The following is a 12,704-nucleotide window of genomic DNA, read 5'->3' as shown; positions in this document are numbered from 1 at the left end:
GATGGCCCGCGACATTCAGATCACGTTCGACTGCGCCGACCCGGCCGCGCTGGCGGCGTTCTGGGCCGAGGCCCTCGGCTACCGGGTGCAGGAGCCGCCCGCGGGCTTCGAGTCGTGGGAGCAGGCGCTGGAGGCGATGGGTGTGCCACCGGAGCGCCGCAACGACGCGTCGGCGTTGGTCGACCCCGAGGGCGTCGCGCCGCGGCTGTTCTTCCAGCGGGTGCCGGAGCGCAAACAGGCCAAGAACCGCGTGCACCTCGACGTGCGAGCCGCCCCGGGGCTCGAGGGCGAGGCGCGGATGGCGGCCCTGGAGGCGGCGGCCGAGCGGCTCGTCTCCCACGGCGCGACCCGGCTCGAGCGCCACGAGCCCGCGCCCCCGCTCGGCGCCGGTCACATCGTGCTGGCCGACCCGGAGGGCAACGAGTTCTGCCTCGACTGATTGACCGCGCCTCGGGGTCCCCGCCGGTGAACTCTGCGGCGGGGGCACCGCTGTCCCGAGCTGTAGGCGTCCGGCGTGGGCCGGGGGCGGTGCTGGTGCTGTCGTATGACGTGGCGAGTCAACCCGTGGTCCGATGTGCGGGCCGACGGTGGGGCGCAGCATGACTCCGGGAGTGACATCGACACTGGTGATCGGAGTGGGACGTGCGGAAGACAGCCTCGGTTCTCGGTCTGGTTCTCGGCCTCTACCTGGTGGTGCGGGCGATCGCCGAGCCTTTCGTGATCGACATGGGTGATCCCGCCACCTACCGGCACGACTGGGGTGGACCCAGCCTGGCCGGGGTGCTGCTGGTCCACTGCGGCCCCGGTGTGGTCGCGGCCGTCGTCATCGCGGTGGTGCTGCTACGGCGTGGCAGGGCCGGCCGGATCCGGGGGTGAGCGAGGCTCGTCATGGGTTCGCCGCGGTGGGCGCGCGGCGCGTCGGCGGGGCGAGGGCCGCCCGCATCGTGCGCCTGGATAACGGTTCGGTGCCCAGGTATTGCAGTACGCGCCCGGCTGTCGTAGAAATTCTTCAGCAACAATCTGTGAACTGAAGACAATCAACAGTCCCCCCGCCCTCGTACGGCGGCCGCCCACCCCCACCCACCGACGGCCGCCCGGCCCGAACCGAGGAGAGAGCATGAACAGGCGTGACATCCTGCGGCGGACCGCCGCCGCCGGCCTGCTGGCCACTCCCGCCGCCGGTCTGCTCGCCGGCTGCGCCACCGGTGGCGGTGGCGGCGACAGCGACGCGGAGACGTACAAGGGCACGAAGAGTGACCAGAACCCGCTCGGCGTCAAGGAGGACGCCCCGCTCGAGGTCGTGATCTTCAACGGCGGCTTCGGCGAGGAGTACGCCAAGTCCCACGAGGCGATGTACAAGGAGAAGTACCCGAAGGCGGAGATCAAGCACTCGGCGACGCAGGAGATCAACAAGACTCTCCAGCCGCGCTTCGTCGACGGCACCCCGCCCGACGTGGTGAACAACTCCGGCGCCGGCCAGATCGACTTCAACGGCCTGGTCTCCCAGAACGCCATCGCCGACCTGGGCGACGTGCTCAACGCGCCGAGCCTCGACATCCCCGGCAAGACGGTCAAGGACACGCTGCTGCCGGGCGCGGTCGAGGTCGGGTCGTACGACGGCAGGTTCCTGGTGCTGAACTACACCTACACCGCGTACGGCATCTGGCACTCCACCAAGCTCTTCGGCGACCGCGGCTGGCAGTACGCGAAGACCTGGGACGAGCACATCGCGCTCTGCCGGCAGATCAAGGCGGCGGGCATCGCCCCCTGGACGTACGCCGGCAAGCACCCCCGCTACATGAGCTGGCCGCTGATCGCCACCGCGATCAAGTTCGGCGGTCCCTCCGTCGCCACCGCGATCGACAACCTGGAGCCGAACGCCTGGAAGTCGGACGCGATGAAGGCGGCGGCCGACGCCTGGCACCAGATCGTCAAGGACAAGTACATCCTGGACGGCTCGCCCGGCCTGGACCACGTGCAGTCGCAGACCGCGTGGTGCCAGGGCAAGGCCGCCTTCATCTCCTGCGGCTCGTGGCTGGAGAGCGAGCAGAAGAAGGTGACCCCCGAGGGCTTCAACATGACCGTCCAGCCGACGCCGAGCCTCGGCAGCAGCGACAAGCTGCCGTACGAGGCGATCCGCGGCACCGCCGGCGAGCCGTTCATGGTGCCGGCCAAGGCGAAGAACCTGCCCGGCGGCCTGGAGTACTTCCGGGTCATGCTCTCCAAGAAGGGCGCGCAGGACTTCACCCGCAAGGTCGCCAGCCTCACCATCGTGGCCGGCTCCACCGAGGGCATCGAGCTGCCGTTCGGTCTCGACACCGTGGTCAAGGCGCTCGACGCCTCCGGCAGCAACGGCTTCAACTGGGTCTACAACAACTACTACCGCAAGTTGGAGCGGGAGCTCGTCGACGCGGCGTGCGGCGAGTTCTTCAGCGGCCGGATCGGGCCGGCGGAGTTCCTCGACCAGTGCCAGCGGGGCGCCGACTCGATCGCCCAGGACAGCTCGATCAAGAAGTACAAGCGGGCCGCGTGACGTCCGACCGGTGGGGACCGACGGTCCCCACCGGTCACCGCTTCCGGGAGTAGGTCCAACTCGTGAGACATGGCAAGTACCCGCTGATCGTGACGTTCCTGGTGCCGCCGCTGCTGCTGTACCTCGTCTTCGTCGTGTCGCCGTACCTGCAGGCCTTCCAGATCTCGACCACCGACTGGCTCGGCTACTCCGCCGAGGCCGACCCGGTCGGCCTGGCCAACTTCGAGGCGCTGCTGCACGACGGGCGGGTGTGGAACGCGCTCAAGAACAACGCGTGGCTGCTCGCCGTGGTGCCGGTGCTGACGATCGGGCTCGGTCTCTTCTTCGCCACCATGCTCAACATGGGCGGCCGCAAGGGCCGGGCCGGCGTGACCGGCGTACGCGGTACGGCGGTCTACCGGATGGTCTACTTCTTCCCGCAGGTGCTCTCGGTGGTCATCATCGCCCTGCTCTGGAAGGAGGTCTACCACCCGAACAGCGGCCTGCTCAACGGCACCCTCCGCGCCGTCGGCCTGCCCGCGCCGACCTGGCTCGGCGACCCCCGTACGGCCTTCTGGTGCGTGCTGGCGGTGATGGTCTGGGCCAACGTGGGCTTCTACGTGGTCCTCTTCGGCGCGGCCATGTCGGCGATTCCCCGCGACATCTACGAGGCCGTGCTGCTCGACGGCGCGTCCCGGTGGACGACCCTGCGCCGGGTGACCATCCCGCTGCTCTGGGACACCGTGCAGGTCGCCTGGATCTACCTGGCGATCGCGGCGCTGGACGGGTTCATCCTGATCCAGCAGATGACCAACGGCGGCCCCAACTTCTCCTCCGACGTCATCGGCCTGCGGATGTACGAGACGGCCTTCGGCAGCGAGAGCAAGTTCGGGTACGCCTCGGCGATCGGCGTGGTGCTGTTCTTCCTGACCCTGTCGGTGGCGGTACTGGCCCTGCGGGCCGCCCGGCGTGATCGGATCGAGTACTCGTGACCATTCTCGACAAGCCCGCCTCCGAGGGCGCCGCCGCCGACGAGCGGCGGGTGCCGCGGGACCGGGCGTTGCGCGGCGAGTCCGGCGCGGCGAACGTCTTCTCGCACGGCTTCCTGCTGCTGTGGGGTCTGCTCACCGTACTGCCGCTGCTCTGGATGTTCATCAGCTCGTTCAAGAGCGACGTCGAGATCCTGGCCGACCCGTGGGGGCTGCCCGGGGCGCTGCGCTTCGAGAACTGGGCCCGGGCGTGGACCGAGGCGCACATCGGCCGCTACTTCCTGAACAGCGCCATCGTGGTGGCCGGCTCGCTCACCCTGACCATGCTGCTGGGTGCCGCGGCGGCGTACGTCTTCGCCCGGTACGAGTTCCGGGGCCGGCAGATCGCCTACTACCTCTTCGTCGGCGGGATGATGTTCCCCGTCTTCCTGGCCCTCGTGCCGCTCTTCTTCGTGGTGCGCAACGCCGGTCTCTTCGGCACCTGGACGGGTCTCATCCTGGTGTACGCGGCCTACTCGCTGCCGTTCACGGTCTTCTTCCTGACCGCGTTCTTCCGGACTCTGCCGACCACGGTCGCGGAGGCGGCGCTGATCGACGGGTGTGGCCACTTCCGGCTCTTCTTCCGGGTGATGTTGCCGATGGCTCGACCGGGAATGATCAGCATCGCGATCTTCAACTTCCTGAGCCAGTGGAACCAGTTCATCCTGCCCCAGGTGCTCATGCAGGGCGACGACTCGAAGTGGGTGCTGGCCCAAGGGCTCACCGCGCTGGCAGTCAGCCAGGGCTACCAGGGCGACTACAGCGGGCTCTTCGCCGGCCTCACCATCGCCACCCTGCCGGTGCTGGTGGTGTACGTGATCTTCCAGCGTCAGGTGCAGTCCGGCCTGACCGCCGGCCAGCTCAAGTGAGTGCGGGGCCCGCTCGCACCACGAGCGGGCGTCCTCTCGCCCGCCGTCGAGCGGCGTCGGCCGACAATGTGGACGCGAGCTGACCGAATCCGATCCTCCCTGCCGGCGCGGGCGCCCGGCGGAAGGTCAGGGGGTCGGGGCGATCATCAGAGCGTGCAGCGCGGCCGGGTCGGCGACCTCGGGCAGGTCCCGGGCGGTGAGCCAGGCCGCGGCGGCAGCCCCGTCGCCGGCGGGGCGCAGTGGCGCGTGCGGCCAGCGCCGGGCGGCCTCGGCCCGTACGGCGGCGGCGAGCGGCGTGTCCCCGGTCAGCAGCCCCCCGCCCAGCACGAGCGGGGTGCGGATGCCGGTCGGCCGGATCCGCTCCACGCTGCCGATCAGGTGGGTGGCGGCCGTGGCGATCAGCTCGGCCGCCGCCGGCTCGCCCACGGCCGCGGCGGCGACCACGGCCGGCGCCAGCCGGGCCAGCTCCACCGGGGGACGGCGGGTCACCACCTGGATGAGCGTGTCGACGGTGTCGCGGGGGCGGGCCGCCACCTCGGTCGAGCCGAGCAGTTCGGTGAGCACCTGCCGGCCCAGCGCGTCCGGCGGGTGGCCGCGATCCAGGTCGGCGAGCAGCCCGCGGACCGCCTCCCGGCCCAGCCAGAAACCGGAGCCGGCGTCGCCGAGCAGCCAGCCGTGCCCGTCCGCGACGCGGTCCAGCCGCAGGTCGCGTACCTCGGCGGCGATCGCGCCGGTGCCGGCGATGAGCACGGTTCCGTCGGGCTCGGCGGTGCCCGAGGCGTACGCCACCAGCGCGTCGCCGTGCACCGCGTACGGGCAGCGCAGCCCGGCCTCGTGCCAGGCCCGGTCGAAGGCCGCCCGCCCGGCCGTGTCGGCGAGCAGCCGGCCGGCGCCGGCGAGCCCGATGGCGCCGGCGCGTACCCGGGCCGGATCGACGTTCGTGAGCGCGCCGCGCAGTGCGGCCAGCACTTCGGCGGCCGCCCGTTCGGCGCCGTGGCTGGTGGGGTTGCCGCCGCCGGCCCGACCGGTGCCGAGCTGTCGTCCGTCCAGGTGGAGGGCGGTGGCCCGAGTGGACGTACCTCCGACGTCGAGGCCCACCACCACGGTTCCGGACATCCGCACCCACCCCTTGATCGATGTGGCATTCATGCTGGTCGTCGAAGCGGGCGGGGGCAAGCGCCGGAGGGTGCCCCTGACCGGCGCAGGAGGTAACAGTTTGAAAACTTCGCCCACAGTCTTGACATGGAGGGGCCTTCAGTAAGAACTTTTACCACTATCAGTTAACAGTCTTTTCGAAAGGCGTCCCATGGTTGATCACGAGGTGGACACCTCCGCGGGGACCGCGGTGGTCGACGCCGACGCGTTCGACCGACGGGGCGTACGCGCCGCCGCCAGCGACGGCGTGCTCGCCCGGGTCCGCACCGGCCTCGCCGAGTTGACCGGGGCGCTGCGCCGGGTCGCCGAGCACGTGCTGAGCGATCCGGAGGCCGCCGCCCGGTCCACCATCGTGGAGCTGGCCGAGCGGAGCGGCACCTCACCGGCGACCGTCACCCGGTTCTGCCGCGCCATGGGCTTCGAGGGCTACGCCGACCTGCGCCTGGGCATCGCCGCGGAGACCGGCCGGGCGCGCTCGGCCGGTTGGACCGTCGACATCGGCCGGGAGATCCAGCCCGGCGACCCGCTCACCCGGGTGCTCGACCAGGTCATCGCCGCGGACACCCGGGCCATGCACGACACCGCCGCGCTGCTCGACCTCGCCGAGGTGGAGCGGGCCGCGGTCGCCATCGCCGGCGCCTCCCGGGTGAACATCTTCGGCGCCAGCGGCAGCGCCCTGGTCGGCGAGGAGATGCAGTTCAGCCTGCATCGCATCGGCGTCGCGGCGTGGGCCTGGAACGACGTGCACGAGGGCCTGGCCAGCGCCGCGCTGCTGCGCCCCGCCGACGTGGCGCTCGGCATCTCGCACACCGGGCAGACCCGGGAGACCATCGAGATGCTCGCCGAGGCGGGCAGCCGAGGCGCCACCACCGTGGCGCTGACCGGCTTCCCCCGCTCGCCGCTGGCCGAGCTGGCCGACATCGTCCTGATCACCGCCAGCCAGGCCACCACCTTCCGGCCGGACGCGCTCAGCGCCCGCCACCCCCAGCTGGTCGTGCTCGACCTGCTCTACATCGCCGTGGCGCAGCGGACCCACGACCGGGCCCACGCGGCCTTCCGGCGTACCGCCCAGGCGGTCGACGGCCACAAGGCGAGAGGAGCCGCGTCGTGATCAGCGCACAGACGTACGCGGACGCCGTCCGCCCGGTCCTCGACCGGCTGGTCGACACCCAGTCCGACGGGCTCGACCGGGCCGCCGACCTCATCGCCACCAGCCTGCGCGCCGGCGGCGTGCTCCAGGCCTTCGGCGCCGGCCACTCGGAGGCGTTCGCCGCCGAACTCGTGGCCCGGGCCGGCGGGCTGGTGCCCACCAACCGGCTCTCGGTGCACGACCTGGTGCTGCACGGCGACGACTCACGCGACGTGCTCGCCGACCCGAAGCTGGAACGCGACCCCTCCATCGCCCACCGGATCTACGCGCTCGCGGCACCCGAACCGCGGGACGTGTTCGTGGTGGCGTCCCAGTCCGGCATCAACGGCTCGGTCGTCGAGCTCGCGACGCTGGTCACCGACCGCGGTCATCCGCTGATCGCGGTCACCTCGGTAGAGCACACCGCGCGAGTCGCCCCCCGGCACCCGTCCGGCCGGCGGCTGGCCGACCTCGCCGACGTGGTGCTGGACAACGGCGCACCGTACGGCGACGCACTGCTGCCGCTCGAGGGCGGCGGCGCGGTCTGTGCGGTCTCCTCGGTCACCACCGCGCTGCTGGCGCAGCTGCTGACCGCGGAGGTCGTACGACGGTTCCACCAGGCCGGAGAGGCACCCCCTATCTACCTCTCCGCCAACGTCCCCGGCGGGGACGAGCACAACCTCGCCCTCGAGTCGCGGTACGCCGGGCGTCTCCGGCGCACCGCCTGACTCGAATCCCACAAGGAGAGACGACGATGTCGATTACCCCCGAGCACCCGACAGCGCTCGACCGTCGCACGGTGCTCCGTCGTGCCGCCGCCGTCGGCCTGGCCGTCCCAGCCGCCGGCCTGCTCGGCGCCTGCGCCACCAGCGGCGGCGAGGAGACCGAGCAGGTCTCCGGTGGCACCAAGAGCGCCACCAACCCGCTCGGCATCAAGGAGGACGCGCCGATCGAGGTGATCATCTTCAACGGCGGCTACGGCGAGAAGTACGCCACCGACGTGCACGAGCCGCTGTACAAGAAGGCGTTCCCCAAGTCCGAGGTCAAACACCAGGCGACCCAGGCGGTCTCCACCGTCCTCCAGCCCCGGTTCGCCGGCGGCAACCCGCCGGAGTTCGTCAACAACTCCGGCGAGAAGTTCCTCGACTTCGGTGCGCTGGTCAACGACGGCCAGCTGCAGGACCTGACCGAGCTCTGGGACGCGCCGTCGGTCCACGACCCGAGCAAGAAGGTCCGGGACACGGTCATCCCGGGCATCGTCGAGCAGGGCATGTTCGACACCGCCGACGGGCAGCGCAAGCCGTACGTCCTGTACTACGTCTCGACGGTCTACGGCATCTGGTACTCCGGGAAGCTCTTCAAGGACAACGGCTGGACCGCGCCCACCACCTGGGAGCAGTTCACGGCGCTCTGCGAGCAGATCAAGGCCAAGGGCATCACCCCGTACGGGTACGCCGGAGCGAACGCGGCCTACTACCAGTGGAACGTGATCCTCACCCAGGCCGCGAAGATCGGCGGCCCCGACGTGCTGAAGAACATCGACAACCTGGAGGACGGCGCCTGGCAGCAGGACGCCGTCAAGCAGGCCGCCGCCGCGTGGGCCGAGATCGGTGCGAAGTACTCGGACAAGAGCTTCGAGGGGCTCAAGCACACCGACGTGCAGCTGCGCCAGAACCAGGGCAAGCTCGCCTTCTACCCGTCCGGCGACTGGCTGGAGAACGAGCAGAAGAAGGACACGCCCGCCGGCTTCACCTACCAGCTCATGCCGGTGCCGAGCCTCACCGCGTCCGACAAGCTGCCGGCGACGGCTATCCGGGCGGCCGGAGGCGAGGGATACTTCGTCTCGTCGAAGAGCAAGAACCCGCGCGGCGGGATGGAGTACATGCGCCAGATGCTCTCGCAGGAGGGTGCCCGGGGCTTCACCGAGACCGTCGGTGCGGCCACGGTGGTGCCGGCCGGCAGCGACGGCTACCAGTTCCCGCCGGGCGTGGCCAGCTCGCAGGCCGCGCTGAAGGCGGCCGGGGCGAACGTGTTCAACATGCTCTTCGACAACTGGTACAAGGAGCTCGACACGGAGGCGCGGACCGCCACCAACGAGCTGATGTTCGGCCGGATCAACGCGGACGCGTTCGCTGAGCGGATCCAGAAGCGCGCCGACGCGATCAAGAAGGACACCTCCGTCACCAAGTTCAAGCGCTGATCGGAGCGTAGGGTCATGCGGCACGGCAAGTATCCGTTCGTGATCGGGTTCCTGTTCGTCCCGGTCACGCTGTACGTGGTCTTCGTCATCGCGCCGTACGCGCAGGCGTTCCAGATCTCGATGACCAACTGGCGGGGCCTGTCGGCTCCACAGTGGGTGGGCTTCGAGAACTACCGGAGGCTGCTGGACGACGGCAACTTCTGGAAGGCGATCCAGCACCACGCCGTACTGCTGCTTGCCCTGCCGCTGATCACCATCGCCATCGCCCTCTTCTTCGCCTTCCTGCTCAACGTGGGCGGGCGGAGCGTCGGCGGGCAACGCCAGGGGGTCTGGGGGTCGAAGTTCTACCGGGTGGTGTTCTTCTTCCCCCAGGTCCTCGCGGTGGCGATCATCGCGGTGCTGTTCCAGATGGTCTACCGGCCCAACGAGTCCGGCCTGATCAACGGCGTGCTGATGAAGCTCGGCCTGGATCCGGTGCTCTTCCTCATCAAGCCGAACCTGGCCCTCTGGTCCATCCTCGCGGTGCTGGTCTGGCAGGCGGTCGGCTTCTACGTGGTGCTCTTCTCCGCCGGGATGGCCTCCATCCCGACCGAGATCTACGAGGCCGCCGAGATGGACGGCGCGACCCGGGTGACGCTCTTCTTCCGGGTCACCCTGCCGCTGCTCTGGGACACCCTCCAGGTCGCCTGGGTCTACCTCGGCATCGCCGCGTTCGACGCGTTCGCCATCGTGGCGGTGCTCTCGGTGGACGGCGGCGGCCCGGACGGGGCCACCACGGTCCTGGCCATGGAGATCTACCGCAACGCCTTCGTCTACTCGAAGTACGGCTACGCCTCGGCGATGGGCGTGGCGTTGTTCTTCCTGACCATCACGTTTGCGGCGCTGACGCTGCGGCTCAGCAAGCGGGAAAGCGTGGAGTACTGATGAACCCGCAGTCGACGCTGCCGCCGACACCGGCGGCGCTGCCCCAGACCGGGGCCCGGAAAGGCGCCGGGCGGCGTGGGAAGGGCCGACGTTCCGAGGTGGGGCTCTTCGCCGGTCTCGGTCACATAGCGCTCGCCGTCTGGGCGGTGATCGTGATCGTGCCGATCCTCTGGACGTTCCTGGCCTCGTTCAAGAACACCACCGAGATCTTCAGCAGCCCGTGGACCCTGCCGGGGGAGCTGCGCTGGGAGAACTACGCCCGGGCCTGGACCAAGGCGAACGTCGGCCGGTACTTCCTGAACAGCGTGATCGTGGTCGGGCTCGGCACCTTCGGCACGATGCTCTTCGGCTCGATGGCGGCGTACGTGCTGGCCCGGTACAAGTTCTGGGGCAACCGGGTGATCTATTACCTCTTCGTCTCCGGTCTGGCCTTCCCGGTGTTCCTGGCCCTGGTGCCGCTCTTCTTCGTGGTGAAGAACCTCGGCCTGCTGAACACCCACACCGGGCTGGTGCTGGTCTACATCGCGTACTCGCTGCCGTTCACGATCTTCTTCCTGGCCGCGTTCTTCAAGACGCTGCCCTCGTCGGTGGCCGAGGCGGGGATGATCGACGGCTGTTCGCACACCCGGCTCTTCTTCCAGGTGATGCTGCCGATGGCGAAGCCGGGTCTGATCAGCCTCACGATCTTCAACGTCATCGGTCAGTGGGCGCAGTACCAGTTGCCGTTGGTGCTGCTCTCCAACGCGAAGGACAAGTGGGTGCTCACCCAGGGCATCGCCGACATCTCCGTGAACGCCGGCTACGAGGCCGACTGGTCCGGCCTCTTCGCCGCCCTCACCATCGCGATCCTGCCGATGATCATCGTGTACGCGATCTTCCAGCGCCAGATCCAGTCCGGCCTCACCTCCGGCGCCGTCAAGTAACCCCACCGCCCGCCGGGGTCCGCGCCCGGCGGGGGAGCACGTTCACGGAAAGAGTGGCTGTTACACGGGGGATAGCCACTCTTTCCGTGAACGAGGCCGTCCACGACGGGGGTGTGCACGACGGGGGTGTCAGACCGGCGAGGCAGAATCGCGTTCGTGCTGGTGGCGGTGGTGGGTGGCGAGAGCGGCGGCGGTGGGGTGCTGCAGGCGCTCGACGACGGCGGGCGGCCCGCCGGCCCACCCGAGGCGGTGGCCGACCTCGCCGCAGCGGTGGCCGCGCGCGAGCGGGCCGAGCACCCGCGCTGGGTCTGGGCGTCCGGCGCGGCCGTCTACCCCGGCCTGCTGCGCGCCGGGGTGCGGGTGGAGCGCTGTCACGACGTCGAGCTGACCGAGGCGCTGCTGCTCGGCCACGCCGGCCGCTGGGGCGAGCCCCGCTCGCCGGCCGCCGCGTGGGCCCGGCTCACGGGCGCGCCCGTGCCCGCCGATCCGCCGCCGCGTCCGGCCGCGCCGCCCGGCCTCGGGCAGGTCGCGCTCTTCGACACGCCCGCCGGCCAGCCGGGGCCGGGCATCGACGCGCTGGTGCGGGTCTACGCCGACCAGCTCGCCCGGATCGCCGCCACCGAACACCCCGGCCGGTTCCGGCTGCTGGTGGCCGCCGAGTCGGCAGGCGCGCTGATCGCCGTGGAGATGGGGGTCGCCGGGCTGCCCTGGCGCGCCGAGGTGCACGACGAGATCCTCGCCGAGCTGCTCGGTGAGCCCTCCCCGGTCGGCGGGCCGCCGCGCCGGCTGGCCGAGCTGGCCGCCCGGATCGCCGACGCGTTCGGCGTACGCCAGGTGCACGCCGACTCCCCGGCGGAGCTGTTGCGCGCCTTCGCCCGCGCCGGGGTGGAGCTGCCCAACACCCGGGCCTGGGTGCTGCGCGAGGTCGACCACCCGGCGGTGCCGCTCGTCCTGGAGTACAAGGAGCTCTACCGGATCTGGACGGCGCACGGCTGGTCGTGGCGCGAGCAGTGGGTGCGCGACGGCCGGTTCCAGCCGGAGTACGTCCCCGGCGGGGTGGTCTCCGGCCGGTGGGCGACGCGCGGCGGCGGGGCGCTGCAGATCCCCAAGGTGATCCGGCGGGCGGTGGTGGCCGACCCGGGCTGGCGGCTCGTGGTCGCCGACGCCGGTCAGCTCGAACCCCGGGTGCTCGCCGCGGTCTCCGGCGACGGCCGGCTCGCGGCGGCAGGCGGCGCCGGCGACCTCTACGCGGCTCTCGCCCAGGACGCGTTCGGCGGCGATCGGGCCCGGGCCAAGGTGGCGCTGCTCGGCGCGATGTACGGCCAGACCGGGGGAGCGGCGGTGCCCGCGTTGGCGGTGCTCCGGCGCAGCTACCCGACGGCGTTCGGCTACGTCGAGGCGGCGGCCCGCACCGGCGAGGCCGGCGGCCTGGTGCGCTCCTGGCTGGGGCGGACCTGCCCACCCGGCTCGGTCGGGTTCTCGGAGGCGGGGGAGGGTGCGCCCGATCCGGACGACGACGATCCGCGCGGCTCCCGGGCCCGCGCGGCCCGATCCCGGGGACGCTTCACCCGCAACTTCGTCATCCAGGCCACCGCCGCCGAGTGGGCGTCGACGCTGCTGGCGACGCTGCGGGCCGACCTCGCGGGCACCGGGGCGGAGTTGGTCTTCTTCCAGCACGACGAGGTGATCGTGCACGCCCCCGCCGAACAGGCAGACGAGGTCGCCGCGGCGGTGACCCGCTCCGGCGAGCGGGCGTCGAGGTTGTTGTTCGGCGACACTCCGGTCCGGTTCCCGCTGGATCTCTCCGTCGTCGACTGCTACGCCGACGCCGCCTGACCTCCCCGGCCGGCCGCTCCAGACGCATCCGACGGCCGGCCGGAGCGGCCTCGGCCGTCCGCCGAAGCGGCGCAGGCCGCCCGCCGGCGAGGTATCGAGCGGCCGCCGGTCCGGCGGGGCGGGTAGAT

General features: G+C 71.1%; 12 protein-coding genes. 11 read left to right on the top strand and 1 reads right to left on the bottom strand.

What is annotated here, in order from left to right; genetic code table 11:
• Nucleotide 1 precedes the first annotated feature (1 nt).
• The 5 genes from D7044_RS06075 to D7044_RS06055 all read left to right on the top strand — a co-directional run bounded on the left by D7044_RS06075 (nucleotide 2) and on the right by D7044_RS06055 (nucleotide 4,409).
• Nucleotides 2-439 carry a VOC family protein gene (locus D7044_RS06075; RefSeq protein WP_120683376.1) on the top strand — a complete coding sequence of 146 codons (438 nt, stop codon included), beginning with the start codon at nucleotides 2-4 and terminating at the stop codon, nucleotides 437-439.
• Between the two features lie 203 nt (nucleotides 440-642).
• On the top strand, nucleotides 643-876 hold the full coding sequence (locus D7044_RS06070; protein WP_120683378.1) for a hypothetical protein: 234 nt from the start codon (nucleotides 643-645) through the stop codon (nucleotides 874-876).
• Nucleotides 877-1,117: 241 nt separating this feature from the next.
• Nucleotides 1,118-2,533 (top strand): N-acetylglucosamine/diacetylchitobiose ABC transporter substrate-binding protein, encoded by a 1,416-nt coding sequence (gene ngcE / locus D7044_RS06065; RefSeq protein ID WP_120683380.1) that lies wholly within the window; start codon nucleotides 1,118-1,120, stop codon nucleotides 2,531-2,533.
• A 62-nt stretch (nucleotides 2,534-2,595) separates the two neighbouring features.
• Entirely contained in the window at nucleotides 2,596-3,504 is a 909-nt protein-coding gene (locus tag D7044_RS06060; protein ID WP_120683382.1) for a carbohydrate ABC transporter permease, read from the top strand.
• Complete coding sequence (locus D7044_RS06055; RefSeq protein WP_120683384.1) at nucleotides 3,501-4,409, top strand: carbohydrate ABC transporter permease; 909 nt, start codon at nucleotides 3,501-3,503, stop codon at nucleotides 4,407-4,409. Before D7044_RS06060 ends, D7044_RS06055 begins: the two co-directional genes overlap by 4 nt.
• Nucleotides 4,410-4,535: 126 nt before the next feature.
• Here D7044_RS06055 and D7044_RS06050 read toward each other — a convergent pair whose 3' ends face one another.
• Nucleotides 4,536-5,525, bottom strand: coding sequence for an N-acetylglucosamine kinase (locus D7044_RS06050; protein WP_120688264.1), 990 nt, complete (start codon nucleotides 5,523-5,525; stop codon nucleotides 4,536-4,538).
• A 190-nt stretch (nucleotides 5,526-5,715) separates the two neighbouring features.
• On the opposite strand from D7044_RS06050, the gene D7044_RS06045 reads away from it, so the two are divergent.
• The 6 genes from D7044_RS06045 (at nucleotide 5,716) to D7044_RS06020 (ending at nucleotide 12,576) form a co-directional block, all read left to right on the top strand.
• Nucleotides 5,716-6,675, top strand: a complete 960-nt coding sequence (locus D7044_RS06045) for a MurR/RpiR family transcriptional regulator (protein ID WP_120683388.1) — start codon at nucleotides 5,716-5,718, stop codon at nucleotides 6,673-6,675.
• Complete coding sequence (locus tag D7044_RS06040) at nucleotides 6,672-7,421, top strand: sugar isomerase domain-containing protein (protein ID WP_120688263.1); 750 nt, start codon at nucleotides 6,672-6,674, stop codon at nucleotides 7,419-7,421. The genes D7044_RS06045 and D7044_RS06040 overlap by 4 nt, the downstream gene beginning before the upstream one ends.
• Nucleotides 7,422-7,447: 26 nt before the next feature.
• Entirely contained in the window at nucleotides 7,448-8,893 is a 1,446-nt protein-coding gene (gene ngcE / locus D7044_RS06035; protein ID WP_120688262.1) for an N-acetylglucosamine/diacetylchitobiose ABC transporter substrate-binding protein, read from the top strand.
• 15 nt (nucleotides 8,894-8,908) lie between these two features.
• Nucleotides 8,909-9,817, top strand: coding sequence for a carbohydrate ABC transporter permease (locus D7044_RS06030; protein WP_120683394.1), 909 nt, complete (start codon nucleotides 8,909-8,911; stop codon nucleotides 9,815-9,817).
• A complete protein-coding gene (locus D7044_RS06025; protein WP_120683397.1) occupies nucleotides 9,817-10,740 on the top strand; it encodes a carbohydrate ABC transporter permease in 924 nt (307 codons plus the stop codon). Before D7044_RS06030 ends, D7044_RS06025 begins: the two co-directional genes overlap by 1 nt.
• 126 nt (nucleotides 10,741-10,866) lie before the next feature.
• Nucleotides 10,867-12,576 carry a bifunctional 3'-5' exonuclease/DNA polymerase gene (locus D7044_RS06020; RefSeq protein WP_120688261.1) on the top strand — a complete coding sequence of 570 codons (1,710 nt, stop codon included), beginning with the start codon at nucleotides 10,867-10,869 and terminating at the stop codon, nucleotides 12,574-12,576.
• Nucleotides 12,577-12,704: the final 128 nt, after the last annotated feature.

The organism is Micromonospora musae (genome assembly GCF_003626635.1).
GTDB classification, from domain to species: domain Bacteria; phylum Actinomycetota; class Actinomycetes; order Mycobacteriales; family Micromonosporaceae; genus Micromonospora; species Micromonospora musae.
The sequence above is the reverse complement of the archived record's forward strand: the minus strand, read 5'-3'. Positions and strand labels throughout refer to the sequence as shown.

What these genes read in the sequence shown, in the direction of transcription:
- D7044_RS06075 (WP_120683376.1), top strand. Translation starts at nt 2, where the DNA reads ATGGCCCGCGACATTCAGATCACGTTCGACTGCGCCGACCCGGCCGCG.
- ngcE (WP_120683380.1), top strand. Translation starts at nt 1,118, where the DNA reads ATGAACAGGCGTGACATCCTGCGGCGGACCGCCGCCGCCGGCCTGCTG.
- D7044_RS06050 (WP_120688264.1), bottom strand. Translation starts at nt 5,525, where the DNA reads ATGTCCGGAACCGTGGTGGTGGGCCTCGACGTCGGAGGTACGTCCACT.
- D7044_RS06045 (WP_120683388.1), top strand. Translation starts at nt 5,716, where the DNA reads ATGGTTGATCACGAGGTGGACACCTCCGCGGGGACCGCGGTGGTCGAC.
- ngcE (WP_120688262.1), top strand. Translation starts at nt 7,448, where the DNA reads ATGTCGATTACCCCCGAGCACCCGACAGCGCTCGACCGTCGCACGGTG.
- D7044_RS06030 (WP_120683394.1), top strand. Translation starts at nt 8,909, where the DNA reads ATGCGGCACGGCAAGTATCCGTTCGTGATCGGGTTCCTGTTCGTCCCG.
- D7044_RS06025 (WP_120683397.1), top strand. Translation starts at nt 9,817, where the DNA reads ATGAACCCGCAGTCGACGCTGCCGCCGACACCGGCGGCGCTGCCCCAG.